This is a genomic window from Lentzea sp. NBRC 105346 (genome assembly GCF_030269605.1).
Classification (GTDB): domain Bacteria; phylum Actinomycetota; class Actinomycetes; order Mycobacteriales; family Pseudonocardiaceae; genus Lentzea.
Genome location: NZ_BSTQ01000001.1, coordinates 522,005 through 536,088 on the forward strand (window position 1 = coordinate 522,005; position 14,084 = coordinate 536,088).

General features: G+C 67.0%; 8 protein-coding genes. 3 read left to right on the plus strand and 5 right to left on the minus strand.

Annotated elements, in window-relative coordinates:
* Positions 1-291: 291 nt before the first annotated feature.
* A complete protein-coding gene (locus QSK35_RS01895; RefSeq protein WP_285741574.1) occupies positions 292-2,772 on the minus strand; it encodes a helix-turn-helix transcriptional regulator in 2,481 nt (826 codons plus the stop codon).
* Between the two features lie 732 nt (positions 2,773-3,504).
* Between QSK35_RS01895 and QSK35_RS01900 the strand changes: the two genes are divergently transcribed.
* Positions 3,505-4,779 (plus strand): GGDEF domain-containing protein, encoded by a 1,275-nt coding sequence (locus QSK35_RS01900; protein ID WP_285742441.1) that lies wholly within the window; start codon positions 3,505-3,507, stop codon positions 4,777-4,779.
* A 97-nt stretch (positions 4,780-4,876) separates the two neighbouring features.
* On the opposite strand, the gene QSK35_RS01905 is transcribed toward QSK35_RS01900, so the two are convergent.
* Positions 4,877-7,201 (minus strand): LuxR C-terminal-related transcriptional regulator, encoded by a 2,325-nt coding sequence (locus QSK35_RS01905; RefSeq protein WP_285741576.1) that lies wholly within the window; start codon positions 7,199-7,201, stop codon positions 4,877-4,879.
* Between the two features lie 417 nt (positions 7,202-7,618).
* On the minus strand, positions 7,619-10,039 hold the full coding sequence (locus tag QSK35_RS01910; RefSeq protein ID WP_285741578.1) for an ATP-binding protein: 2,421 nt from the start codon (positions 10,037-10,039) through the stop codon (positions 7,619-7,621).
* Between the two features lie 652 nt (positions 10,040-10,691).
* Here QSK35_RS01910 and QSK35_RS01915 point away from each other — a divergent pair.
* Together QSK35_RS01915 and QSK35_RS01920 are read left to right on the plus strand one after the other, a co-directional pair.
* On the plus strand, positions 10,692-11,165 hold the full coding sequence (locus QSK35_RS01915; protein ID WP_502881620.1) for a DUF6221 family protein: 474 nt from the start codon (positions 10,692-10,694) through the stop codon (positions 11,163-11,165).
* A gap of 18 nt (positions 11,166-11,183) precedes the next feature.
* The gene (locus QSK35_RS01920; RefSeq protein WP_285741581.1) at positions 11,184-11,360 is read left to right on the plus strand and encodes a hypothetical protein; all 177 of its coding nucleotides are present in this window, start codon (positions 11,184-11,186) and stop codon (positions 11,358-11,360) included.
* Here QSK35_RS01920 and QSK35_RS01925 read toward each other — a convergent pair.
* Together QSK35_RS01925 and QSK35_RS01930 are read right to left on the minus strand one after the other, a co-directional pair.
* Positions 11,350-12,330, minus strand: coding sequence for a hypothetical protein (locus QSK35_RS01925; protein WP_285741583.1), 981 nt, complete (start codon positions 12,328-12,330; stop codon positions 11,350-11,352). The two genes, QSK35_RS01920 and QSK35_RS01925, sit on opposite strands and share 11 nt — an antisense overlap.
* A gap of 152 nt (positions 12,331-12,482) precedes the next feature.
* Positions 12,483-14,018 carry a helix-turn-helix domain-containing protein gene (locus QSK35_RS01930; protein ID WP_285741585.1) on the minus strand — a complete coding sequence of 512 codons (1,536 nt, stop codon included), beginning with the start codon at positions 14,016-14,018 and terminating at the stop codon, positions 12,483-12,485.
* Positions 14,019-14,084: the final 66 nt, after the last annotated feature.

Genomic DNA, 14,084 nt, shown 5'->3' on the forward strand with positions numbered 1-14,084 from the left:
ACGTGGCCCGTTGCTCGCCGACGTGGCGATGATGACTCGTCGAGCCCGGCGTGGTGGGTGTTCCCGCCGGCGATGGTCACGGCACCAGCATGGTCGCCCCCTCAACCTGACGGCCGCGGCAGCGTGCCCGAAACGGCCACTCGCCTGGCGGGCCATGATCGTGCCTCCAGGCGAGCGAGGCGCCGGGCGTGGCGGTGCAACCCACCATGAGCGACAGGGGCCGAGCCTGCTCAACATTCCTTGAAGACTGGGATGCTCTGATTCGAAGGCAGGCGCTCGGGTGTGGCGTCGTCAGCGGGCCGCGGCGCGTCGATCGTGATCGTCAGCCGGGTCGTCGGCATCAAGCGGCCGGTACTCGCGGTATGTGGCACCGATCCCTGAGCGCCGGCTCACACCCAGCGTCCGGAGAATGTTCGACATGTGTCCGTCCACGGTGCGATGCGACACGACCAGGCGGGCCGCGATCTGCTTGTTGGTCAACCCCTGCGCGGCGTAGCCCGCGATCTCATACTCGCGCGCCGACAACCGCGCACGTCCCGCATCAACGTCGGGCAGCTCGGTCAACGCCATGGAGACGACCTGCTGAAAGCCCATCTCGACACCGATCTCGTAATGCGCGGCGTGCACATCGGAGCCCAGCCGACGGCGTGTCAACCGTTCGGCCTGTTCTTCGACCCGCGCCAGCGGAATCAGCCCGTCCCCGATCACGTGGATGGCCTTCTGCTCGCGGTGCGCCCCGCCGAACAGCTGTGCCGAGTGCTCGAACAGACCGAGCCGGGCGGCCAGACACGCGAGCAGCCAGACCGACCACACCGGACCCCAGCGGTCTCCCATGTCGCGCTGCATCGCCAATGCCTGCTGCACCACGCGATAGCCGCCGCGCAGATCACCGCCATGGGTCAGCTCGAACAAGCCCTGCACCCACAGCGACCACGAGTGTGACCACGCGGAACGGTGCGCTTCCGTCGTAGCGGTGACGTCGTCCACGGCCGACCGGGCAGTATCGCGATCACCGTAGAAGCATGCCGCGACCGCAACGAACAGCGTCATCATCTGCGTGTCACCGGCATAACCATCGCGCCGCGAGATCTGCGCGGCCCTCACCAGCAGCGGCAGAGATTGCTTCGCCTGCTCAGGATCCCGCGTTGCAAACAGCAGCCGCGCTCCTTCGGTGTACAGCAGGGGCGCCGCGACATCCCGCACACCGAGTCCGTCGGCCACTTCACGCGCCCGCGCCAAGTACGGCACAGCCACGTCCTGATCCCCCTGGATCAGCGCGATCCACGCGCCCAGCGCCGCCGCGCCCAGCACCAGCGGCGGCGACTGGCCTTCTGCCTCGAAAGCCTGCTGCAACAGATGCCGGTACTGCCCCAGACTGCCACTGAAGATGGCGAAGCGCGTCCGTCCGCCGTCGATCGCCATCTGCGCCCCAGAGGCGATCTGATCCGGCTGCGACAGATAGAACCCGATTGCCCCGCGGATGTTGTGCCACTCCTCGTGCAAGCCACGCATCAACGCGACCTCCCGCGGGGACAGCCAGTCCTGCGCGGCATCCGCCAGCAGCTGACGGTAGTAGTCCGCGTGGGACTGCTGCAGGGCGCGACGGCACGGCTCCTGCACCAGCTCCGCGCCGAACAACCGGATGGATTGCAACATCCGATAACGGACCCTGCGGGAGACCGAACTCGTCGCCGACACCAGGATGCTCTTGCGAACCAGGCCGCCGAGCAGATCGAGCACCTCGCCGCGGTCGATCCCGTCACCCGTGCACACCGCCTCCACAGCGACCCGCTCGAAGTCCGCGGGAAAAACCGACAAGCGAGCCCACAGCTCCCGCTCGGCCGGCGAGCAGCGAGCCGCGGACCACTCCAGGGCCCGACGCAGCGTCTGGTGAGCACGCCTGCCCGCCGGGTCCCCGTCGACCAGCAACGCGAACCGGCCATCCCGGTCGCGATCATCCTCCCGCTCAACAGCGAGCTGGCTCAGAATCTCCCGCACGCTGAGCTCGCCCAGACGCACCGCGGCGAGCTCGATGGCCAGCGGCAAGCCGTCGAGCAACGCACACAGCTCGATCGCCAAGGGATAGTCCGCCTCGGCGATCGGCACGCCCGCTGCCTCGGCACGGTCGACCAGCAGCCGAGCCGCCTCACCGAGACCATCGCGACCGGTGCCCTCACCACAATCCCCCTCACCGCACACGCACAACGGCGGGACCCGTACGATGTGCTCGCCGGCAACACCGAGCCGCTCCTGACTCGTCACGAGCACGGTCACATCACCGCAGCCGCGCAGCAACGCACTCGCCAGCTGCTGCGCCGGTTCGAGCAGGTGCTCGCAGTTGTCGAGAATCAACAGCAAATGCTTGTCGCGCAAGGCGTCCGCGAGATGAGCGAAGCCAGACCCCGAGGTGTTGTCGACGACACCGATCGCGTCAGCCACCGCGCGACCGAGCAGATCGGGCTCCCGCAAGCCGGCCAGCGAGACCAGCCACACCCCGTCACGGAACAACCGCGCCGACCGGCACCGATCGCCGAACTGCCGGGCTGCACGTGTCTTGCCGACGCCGGCAGGCCCGGTCAGCGTGATCAGCCTGCGCCCGGCGTCCCGTCGGTCCTCGAGCTCAGAAAGCAGCCGATCACGCCCGACGAACGAACTGATCTCCGCCGGCAGATTGCCGGCTTCCGCGGGATCCGCTGACCCTTCGCCCAGGCGCAGAGCGGATGCACTGGGCGCCAGCTGGCGCTGACTTCTCGGCATCGCGTTGTCGCTCACGTCCCCATGCCTTCGTCGCTAATCCGCGGCAGTTCGCGGCCACTCTTTGGCCTGTGACTGGCCGTCACCCCCCACAGTTGCACATTACGCCATTTGGGCTAGTTGTGCGTCGGGTGGCCACACTGCGAGGAGCTGGCCCGACTCGGCGCAGCATGCCACAACGGTGTGAATTAGCGCAGCTCAGACACGCGTACGCCCGGCCTCTCGCCGGATTGGGAGGGCCGGGCGCACTGCTCTGGACACCAGTTGCGGCTTGTACGGACAGTCACCGCCGCATCATGACCTGCTTGACGCGCGGAGCGCATACAACGGTCCAAGTGTCACCCGTTCGGGCTACACAGTTTCCCGGACGTTGTGACGCTCCGTCGATTGGGTGTCGAACTCCAGCGAGTTATGTGGACACCCGGCCCCCCAGCGCGGATAGCGTCGGATCACAGATGGCAGACCGGCCGTATTGCGGTGGTTCGCGACGGGGAGCGACGGGCCGGCGGCGACGTCACCAGTCGATGTCGCCGTCGCCGCCCTGGTACAGCCAGTCGATGTCGCCAGAACGGGGGAGCAGTGCAAGGGCGTGAGCCACAACAACCTCCAATAATCACGCACACGCAGCGATCCACCTCGCCAACTGAGGCGAACACGGCAGCCGCGCATGCTGGGGAGCAACGAACCGACACCAGGATCTCGACCCCGGCCGCCGCGTCCAAGGCCCGATCGGCTCGACTGTTGATCACTGTGCGTTCATGGGCGCTGTGGAGCACACCGCGGCGCGTCGTCTGCTATGTGCTGACGATCGAAGCACTCGCCTGCGCCATGATCGCCATGGATCTGCTCGACGGCATCGACATCACCGCCGGGCAATGGGGTCGCTTCGCGATCCTGCTGACCGTGGCGCACGCCCACCAGCTGCTCTCGCGCGATCACGAGGCACGGCGAAGGGCAGACCACGGGTCTGAAGGGCTGCACGCCGACCTGACCGCGGTCTTCACTTTCGCCGCCGCAGCGCTGTTGCCCATGCCATTGACAGTGGTCCTGATCGTGACCGTGCGGGCCGCGCGGTACACGATCGCGAGAAAGCCTCCCTACAAGTTCGTCCTCGCGACAGCGTCGATCATCCTCGCCGCCTACAGCGTGCACACCCTGCTGCACCCGGCCGGCGCGTTCGGCACACCGGAGTCGAGATGGAGCCTGAAGGGACAAGCCCTCCTCGTGGCCGCCGGAGTGCTCTACATCGCTCAGCAGATGCTCACCATCGGCGCCGCAGTCGTGCTCGCCGCCAATGGCCGACGACCATCGGCGGTGGCGATCTTCGGCAACCGCGAGCACCTGGCCAGCGTCCTGCTCAGCGTCAGCCTCGGCATCGTGTTCGCCGCGACCGGCGCCGCCCCCGTCACCGCGGCAATCATGCTGTTCGCCGCCGTGTCGATCAACAGCCTGATCGGGCACCGCGAACGTGGCCGCCGAGATGGCCACACGGGGCTGCCGACCAAGCAACGATGGTCCGAGCTGGCGGACGCCGCCATCCGCGTCGCGACACGCAGCCAGCTCCGGCCGGCGGTGCTGGTGATCGACCTCGACCACTTCAAGCAGGTCAACGACACCTGGGGTCATCTCGTCGGCGACCTGTTCCTGCTACGTGTCGCCACGGTGCTCACCCACACACTGCGCGACGGCGACATCGCCGGGCGCTTCGGCGGTGAGGAGTTCGTCGTCCTGCTCAGCGACGGCGAAGACGTACGGGGTGTCGCCGAGCGGATTCGGGAGGAGATCGCGCGGATCGAGCTGATCTTCGAGCGAGCCGCGGGCGGGAAGAAGGACACCCTGTCGGGCCGAACCGCCTCGGTCGGCGCCGCCCTCACCTCGACGCCGCGTGAAACCACCCTCCGCGAGCTGCTCGGCGCCGCCGACGCCGCCGCCTACGCGGCCAAGCGCAACGGACGCAACCAGGTTCGAGTCGCGGTGGTCCCCGAACCGCGAGATGCGAAGCGCACCCCGGTGCTGTCGCTCTGATCGTGAATGGCCCGCGGAACCGCTGACGCGAGCCGATGGCCGGATCCGCGAACACTGGTGTGCAACCTGGCACAGCGGCGACACCGAGGCGCCGGTGTCACGGATTTGCGGGTCGGGTGGACGAGCCGTCGACATGGGTGTGCAGCCAGCTCGCGATCGCGGTCCGGTTGGGGAGGCCAAGTTTCGTTCGAAGATTGAACACGTGCCGGTCCACGGTGCTGGCCGCGATGGCGAGGTCGGCCCCGATCTGCTCACTGGTCTTGCCGGCCGCGACGAGCTGGGCGATCGCGAACTCCCGGCGCGTCAACCCGTCCGGCGGTGCCTGCGCGGACGATGTGACGTGGTGCTGGGACCTGGCGTCTGTGAGCGCGAGGTCGACCGCATCGGCAAAGGGCATGGCCGCGCCCGAGGCCACCTGCTCGGCATAGGCAGTCTCACCGAGACGCTCGACGGCCACCGTGTGTGCCCGCTGCTGAAGGCGTTGCCAGGGCCGCAGCCCCGGCAGCGTGATCTCGTTGACCTGTTGCAGTCGGCGTGATGCACCCAGCAGCCGTGCTGCTCGGGCGGCGTCGCCGAGGTGCGCGGCCGCGCAGGCGATACCCCACAGACACCACGTGGGCTCGCCCATGTCACCGAGATCCCGCTGCATCCTCAGCCCGCGCTGGAACAACGCGATCGCATCGACAGCGGCGCGCGGCATCTCGCCGTGCAGTAGCTCGCCCATGCCTCGCGCCCACCAGGTCCACGACAGACTCCATTGCGCGCCGTGGGACTCCGCAGCGAGCTGCGCTCGCTCGCCTGCCGCTCGCGCGGTCTCGGTGTCACCGAGGAAAGCCGCCGCGAGTGCCTCGAAGTACAGGGCCGCGTACCGGTCGGACTGCTCCTCGGCCGGGATTCGTGCGGAGGCCTCGGCGAGCAGGTCGACAGCCTGCACGGCGCGCTGCTCGTCGGGCTCCGCCAACCACATCCGTGTGCCCTCGACATAGAGCAGCAGCGGCTCCAGATCTGGCTCGTCGACCACCTCGGCGGCCGACCGTGCCCACTGGATCAGGACATCGGCTTCGTCACTTCGCCCCAGCGTCAGCGCGATCCACGCCTGGTTGGCCAGCAACCGGACCAGCAGCCGGGTCGGTGTCGGCGGGTGCGCCGCGATTCCCCACTGGAGCCACTGCCGCACGTCGGCCATGATCGACGTCCACGCCCAATGCCGCAGCCGGCTGAGGTTGACAGCCATCTCGGCACCGGCCAACTCCTGATCCCGGCGGCCGAACAGATACGTTATCGCCGCACGGATGTTGGACCACTCCTGCCGCACGAGCAGCATCCAGCTGACCTCGTCGGGCGAGATCCACTGCAGCGCCGCGCGCCTGACGAGCGTGCGGTAGTAGTCGGCGTGCGCGTCCCGCGCAGCTCGAATCTCGGCGTCGCTGCCGATGACGTGCATGGCGTACTGGCGAACCGTCTCCAGCATGCGATAGCGGTTCTCATCGCTGAGCCGCTCCACACCCACAATCGACTGCCGGATCAAGGTCGTCAGCATCTCCAGGCCCTCGGCCCGCGATCCGACAACATCGCTGCAGACGGACTGGGCTGCGTCGAGTGTGAAGCCGCCCCGAAACGCTGCCAGTCGGACCCACATCCGCTGCTGGGCAACGGTCAGTCGCGCACGGGACCACTCGAATGTCCGGCGAAGTGTCTGATGGTGCGATCGAGAACCACGTGGCCCGCCGACCAGCAGGTCAAACCTCGCGCCGGTTCCGTCGGTATGATCCTCACGTTCCTCGCCGAGCTGGTCGACGAGTCCGACAAGCGACAGGTCCATCAGCCGACCGGCAGCCAGTTCAATCGCGAGTGGCAGTCCGTCGAGCAGCGTGCACAGGCGCCGGGCGTCGTCGAGATCCTCCTCGAGGAGAACCACACCTGCCGACTCAGCGCGTTCGACCAGCAGACGCACCGCCTCACTCTCGGACAGCCCACGTGTGCCCCTGACCGACAGGGGAGGCACATCGATCACCCGTTCTCCGTAGATCCCCAGCTTCTCCCGGCTGGTCGCCAGGATGTCCAGGCCCGCAGCGGCGACCAGAAGTCCATACGCCACCTGCCGGACCGCCGCCAGCACGTGCTCGCAGTTGTCCAGTAGCAACAGCAGCTTCCTGCCCGCGAGCCTGCCGGCAAGCAGGTCCACCGACCAGCGGTCCGGTTCGCCCACGATCTTCAGAGCTGCGGCGATCGCGCCGCACACGTGGCTGGCGGTGTCGGTGTCGGCCTCCGCCAGGTCCACGAGCCAGGCGCCGTCGTCGTACCGATCGGCGACGGCATCGGCGGCACGCAGGGCGAGCCGGGTCTTGCCGATGCCACCGACGCCAGCCAAGGTGACCAGCCTGATGCTCGGCCGCGCCAATCGTGCCGCGACGTCGGCCACGAGCCTTTCCCGGCCTACGAACGACGTGACCTCTGGGCGAAGGTTGCCGCGAACAGGTTCCTCGCCTGCCATGACCTCTCCCGTACCCACGACACCTACCGCCCGCCGGGCGCGCCCTGTCTCGCAAACCAGCTGCTAACTACCTGAAGTAGCTGATTGGCGCGACGCTACGCATGGCTTGACTGCAAGGGATCCGCACCGCGCCGTGAGTCCTGTGTGGAACCGGATGGCCCGGTGAACAGGATCGATCGTCATGTTTCCATCATTGCTCACGGACACGGAGTCGGCTGGCAATGACGACCCGCGAGTCGCTCGGACGCTGACTGACCACCACGTTGTTACTGAGAGTGTGGTCCACCGGGAGGCGGGGGCGACATTGACCTGTGCTGCGTAGTTCGGCCGCGGATGCCTGTCCCATCACAGCGAGCTCGCACCCGTTGGACCACTCCACACGTCATTGAGCGGCCGGGGGAGCGCTGCAGCCGTGGCCCGATACCACGCCGCCAGCGCGGCACGATTGGCGAGCCCAAGCTTCGCGCGGGCGTTCATGAGGTGCGTTTCCACAGTACGCGGCGAAATTCCCAGGCGATCGCCGATGTCCTTGCTGGACAATGCATCGGCGACCAGGGCGGCGATCCTGAACTCCTGCTCAGTGAGGCCGCCGGGGATCCTCGCCTCGCCTTCCGACTGCCACTCCGCATCGGGGATGTCTTCCAGCGCCTCGACCAGCAGGTCCTGAAAGGACATTCGTGACCCGAGGTGCATGGCCTCATCGAAGTCGTCATGCCCGATCGAGTGGCGGCACCGTTGCTCGATCCGATCCTGAACCCGCGCCCACGGACCCAGTCCCGCGAACCGCACCCGCACAATCGAGGCTTGCGTCCGCACACCCCCGAACAGGCGCGCGGCGCGGGCCGACGCCCCGAGCTCGCCCGCCGCGCACGCCAACAACCACAGAGTGAACGATGGCCCCCACGTGTCACGGATCTCGAGCTGGATGGCCAACGCCCGCTGCCCGAGCTGGAAGGCTCTGCCCGGATCGGCGTGCAGCAGCTCGAACAGCCCACGCGTCCACAACGCCCAGGACATCGACCAGCGCGCGTGATGCTCTTCGACCGACGCCAACAGCGCCGCGGTCCTGGTGTCCGCGTCTTGGCGATCGCCGAGGAAACAGGCCGTCATCGCGGCGAACAACTCAACCATGTGCGTGTCACCACGAGCACTCACACGGCGAAACTCCGCGAACAGGTCGGCGAACATCGAGACGGACGCACGGGCGCGTGCTGGAGCACGCTCCGCGAGGAAGGTCTCGCTCGCCTTGGCGTAACGCAGCTGCAGGGCAATCTCATCCGTGTCACCGCTGACCGCGCTCGCGTCGTGCACCTGCGCCAGATAGGGCATGGCCGCGTCAGTATCTCCCTGCACGAGAGCTATCCACGCGTTGTGCGCCAAGATCGCCATTCGCACATCACCACGTTCGGCGGGAAGTGCGGCGAGCACCCTGTCGAGAAGATCTTGTGTCTGTCCGAGCATGCCGGCGAAGCATCCGAACCGGGTACGGCTGACATCGATTGCGACCTCGGCGCCCACCGTCTCCAAGCCCGGCTGCGCGAGGTAAAACGCGATCGCGGCCCGGATGCCCGGCCACTCCTCCAGAAGCGTGCCCATCCAGCGGACCTCACGCGGTGAGAACCAATCCTCGGCAGCCGATCGAACCAGCCTCCTGACGTAGCCGGCGTGCGCCCGCGCCAGCTGCTGGCGATCGGTGCGCCGGCCCAGGTGCTGGGCGCCATACTGCGCGACCGTCTCGAGCATGCGATATCGGGAACGCCGGGTCACCCCGCTGGGCTGCGCGATCAAGATCGACTTACGCACCAGGCTGGTGAGCAACTCAGCGAGCTGGTCGGCCTCGATGCCATTTCCGGCACACACCTCGATGACCGCATCCCGCGCAAAGTCTGCGGGAAAGATCGACAGCCGTGCCCACAGCTCCCGCTCGGCCGGGCTGCAACGCTGCGCCGACCAGTCCAGCGCTCGCTGCAAGGTGCGATGGTGCTGCTGACCCGTGCGGTCGCCGTTGACCAGCAGCGTGAAGCGTTGGTCGGTCATGTCCAGCGGGAACGCGTCGCGTGTGGACAGTTGCTCCCGGATCTCGGTCACCGCCAACTCACCCAGCCGCGCCGCCGCCAGTTCAATCGCCAGCGGCAGGCCGTCCAGCAGAGCGCACACGTGGGCCACCTCTGGCAGCTCGTCTTCGTCGATCGAGTGACCCGCATCGGTCGCGCGGTCCACGAACAACTGGACGGCCTCATGTAGCCGACCCAGCTCGTCCGCATGGTTCACACCGTCGACGCACAACGGTGGTACCCGGATGATTCGCTCGCCATAAACGTCGAGCTGCTCACGGCTTGTCGCGAGCACGGTCACCTTGCTGCATCCCTGAAGAAGCCCGTGCACCAGTTCCTGGACCGCCGCCAGGAGGTGCTCGCAGTTGTCGAGAATGAGCAGCAGATGCTTGTCCTGCAGTGCCTCCAACAGATGGACAAGGCCCGCCTCACGCGAGTTGTCCACAATCGACAGCGATCGAGCCACCGTACGGGCCAGACTCCCAGGCTCCCTGAGCCCGGCCAGCTGGACGAACCAGACGCCGTCGAGATAGTCACCTCGCTGCCGAACCTGCTCACCCACCTTGAGCGCCACACGCGTCTTGCCGACCCCGCCAGCGCCAATCAATGTCACCAGAGGCCCGCTGCCAAGACTCGCCACCGTTGCGGCAAGGAGACGATCGCGGCCGACGAAGGTGGTCGGATCGGCGGGCAGATTGCCACGAAACGTCATTTCCGCCCCCCGTATCGACGGGGAAGCAAGCCCCGCCACCGAGGCGCAGGTCGTGACGACACGCGTACCCAGGCCTTGTCGCGTGCGCCTTCCAACGACAGAAGTTGCACCACGACCCCCAGTCATCTCCAGCGCTGATCACCTCGTGGCCGCTGCCCGACGTCACGGCCGGTGCCGAGCAATGCTCACGGCCGCAGGACCGCCGGCACCGACAAGCACGTGGACTAGGACGGAGCCCGGTCGGATATGAAGCGCCCCGTCAACCGTAGACGATCGATGTCCTCCATTCGGCTCAATTGAATGTGGTGCGGACCACAGGTGACAACGACCGTCGCAGCATCTCGCGTCGGTCGTCGCGCCTCGACGCGGTAATGCGCGTTGAACGCTTGGCCTCGACACTTGCTGCTTGCGGAGCCGCCCGGCGGCGATCACAAACTCGAGCACGGGCACGGCGATGGCTCGATCGCGCCTGCTCCATCGGTCGGTGCCCATGAATGTCAACTGATCTGATTCGAACCTTCGTTCGACAAGCCTGTGGGCGGGTGATCCACACGGGAGATGGGCCGACGCGAGCCAGAGCTTTCCGCTCCGAACTGACCGGTTCCTGGTATCGGACAACCTCCGCCGACTCGCCGACGAAACATCGCATCGAATCCGCCCGCCCTCGACCCCCAAGCCGGCGCACTGGCGACCAGCTCCATGTAGGACAGAATGGAGGACCATGAGCAACGACCCGGTGACGTGGCTGCGCGAGCAGATTGCCGATACGGAACAGGCAGCGCTTCCGAACCTGTACGCCCCAGATGACGTGCAGCGCACCGCACGCGACGCACTGGCCCAGTGCGAAGCCCATACCGCGATCCTCGACTTCATCGAGCGCAACACCAAGCCCGACGTCCAGTTGGGCGCAGCAGCAGGCGAAGCATTCATCGCCGAGCTGTACCTGTCGCTGAACATGCACGAGCTCCTCGGCCACCTTGCGCTCGCCTACCAGCACCGGCCTGGCTACGCGGAGACGATCGCGGCACTGAACGAGGCCACCGCGCGGGTCACACTCACCCTCAGCGACAAGGCCAAGGACGACGAGCTGGCCGCGCGACGCCTCAAGCGCCAGGACGAACGCTGACGAGCCCGCGCGGTACCGGTGTTCAACACCGTTATCGTCGTTTGCCGCCGCTGGCGACGGTCGTTGACGGCCGCGCTGTGTGATCTGTCGCTGGACGCCGACGGCATCGATGCGCGCGGCGCAACCAGGCTCGTGCGCCGCCTCGAGCTCGCTCAGGCTCTCGCCATGGACGCGCGCGTCGAGGTTACTGGCTGACACCTGGACTGCGCGTCGCACCAAGCCGCCAATCCACAGGCAAGAACAGTTCCACGCCGGCCACCTCGCGGAGCTCACAGCGCCAGCGGCGAGCCGGTGGTCTCCCTGCCGCCAGCCAACACTGCACCATAGCGATCAACCGCAGCCGCAGATGTTCGTTACCAGTGAGGCTGATCGAGCCATCGCGGTGAATCCACGCCGCGGTCATATCCAATGGATCGACTAACGTCAGCGTGCCTCGCCTGGGATCGAATGCCGCATCCTCGGCTTCCGCGCAGGTGACATGCCAGTCCTCGCTCGCTAGAAACAGGCACAAGTCGTCGTAGGCCACCGGGTCGAACTCGACACCAGGCACACCCTCAACCTCACACAGACCCGCGGCTGACAGAACACCTCGGTGAAACAGACCAGGTGGGCTGAGCGAGCCAGTGATCCGAGGCACGTCATTCACGGCGAGCACACGACCCAACAAGGTGTCTGATCGAGCAGAGCTGCGTCGAGCGACGACGAACGGATACCGACCGCCGCGTGCCAACGGCGCGACGATGACACCAGACGGAGACAGCCGATCAAACCACTGAGGGGGAATACCTGCCACACCGGCGGTGACGAGCACGCGATCGAGGGAGCCAACACCCTGAGCAAACACGTCACCGGTCTCCAGCCGGACGCGAACCCGGCAGTGCAAACCGGCGTCCCGCACGGCCCGGTGCGCACCATCGACGCAGTCGGCGTCGGTGATCACACTGGTCATCCGGCCCGCACGCCGCGCTGCCTCGATCGCGATCGCCGGCAGATCAGTACCGACATGGAGGACATGAAGATCCGGCTTGAGGGCCAACGCCTCGACGATCTCCGAGACGCTTTGTCGCGCTGGATCTGCTTGTGCGGCCATAGAACTCTGCTTTCTGGGGGCGACATAGTCCGCATGCGGGCTGCCCTCATCGCGGAAGCCGGCGACGTCGTCCACTTGGGCCTGGATGCGCTCAAGGTTGATCCGAGCGAGCCGCGGCAGACGCTGTTCGAGCGGCAGCCTTGAGGTGCCTCCGCGGCGGTCCGATTCTCTGCGCGGAGCGGCCTGGTGGCACCAGATCGGCCAGCCTCGCGCTGGCGGGCCGCGACCTAGTCGATCAGGTGCTTCCGATGGGTCCAGGCGAGGTGCAGCGCCGCTGCCGCGCCGGGGGACAGCCTGTTGGACTCGCTGAGCCACCTCAGCGTGTTCTCCTCGAACGGGAAGGCCCGCGCGGGCACCGAGCCCTCCGAGTTGTTATCGACGGCGTTCGCGAACAGCTCGTCGTACGTGTCCGGGGCGATGATCGTGACCGTCAGAATGTCGCCGGCGAGCGTCAGCGCGTCGAGCGTGACGCCGAGGCAGGACACCCGAATATGACCATCGCGCAGCGCCGAATCCATCGTGGTGAACGGTTCCAGCTTGTCGTATCGGATCGGCCTGCCCGAGCCGTCGTATTCGTCGTGCCCCAGCAGCTCTTCGGCGAACTCACGCTGGATGTTGCGCCAGATCGAAAAGTCCGCCGCGACAGCGGCCGGAAGCACGGAGGACGGTTGGAAGATGCCGGCGGGCAAGAGGTGCACCATCCCGCCGCCGCCCGCGACACTGGCGGAGTCGCGCTGGTGTAGCACGACGCTGGGGCTGCCACCACCCCGGATGGTCAGCGTGCCAATCGCGCCCATCAGCGGTCGGCGGCTCAGATCGAACGGGTCTGCCACCAGCTTGCGGAATGCCAGCCGTCGCATGGAGGCGCGCGGCATGACGGATTCGGTGTCGCCGTCGATGGCCAGGTGGTGGGCCGCGAATTCGTGGGCCAGCGCCTCGTTGGTGTCCATGGCGTCGAAGAAGCCCATCTGCGCGAATTGCATACTCGGCTGGGTCCAGTCGATCCCGAGCAGACGAAAGCAGAGCCGGTTCTCGAACAGACGTGGTGCGGCGAGGTCGCGGATGGCGTCGTGGTAGCGACGATACCGGGCGTCGGGTGTCGCCAGAGGCCGAACCGGGGCGCTTTCGGGTTCTTCTCCGGTGATCGTGGGCTCGGCGACCGCGGAGTCCAACTTCAGCGTGATCGCGTCCAAGGGGACCGGCTCGGCTGGTATCCATGCGGGCGTACTGATGGCCCCGGTGTTCTCAAATGCTCGGACACTGTGGTCGCGATACAGGGATTCGGCGAGCACCGCGAGTGCGCGGCGATGCCTACCGAGGGCCGAACGAATCCGGCGCCACTCGTCCTGGTTACGCCCGACATGCGGCTCGGTAGCAGCGGGCGAGCTGGCGAACGACAGCGGGGCCGGAAGGGAATCGGTCCGTTCCGGCTCGGATCGGGAATGAAGCGGCCTGCGGAAGCCGAGTTCGTCGCCCGCGCAGCCGAAGAAATCGGCGAGCAGCCGACGGTAGAAGGGCTGAGGCCATACGACTTCGCCGCGTTCCCACCGACCAATGGTCTTGCGGGTGATTTGCGGATACTTGCCGTACCGGGTGGCGGCGAGACTCGTCAGCTCGTCAGCCAGGTCCTGTTGGGACAGCCCGGCACGCTCGCGCAAGGCGACCAGCACGGTGTTCGGTACGCGGGGCTCGTCGGGCGACACAGGATCAAGGTAGGGCCTGCCGGACTTGCAGATCAGGAATGTCCCCTCAATGTCCCCCATCTGCCCCAACTGTGGGCACTCGCTGTGGTCGTGTTCGTCATTGCCGACTGGTGAACTCGTAGACGT

Coding starts and splice junctions, on each gene's coding strand:
- QSK35_RS01910 (WP_285741578.1), bottom strand. CDS start 10,039: ATGACGTTTCGTGGCAATCTGCCCGCCGATCCGACCACCTTCGTCGGC.
- QSK35_RS01930 (WP_285741585.1), bottom strand. CDS start 14,018: ATGGGGGACATTGAGGGGACATTCCTGATCTGCAAGTCCGGCAGGCCC.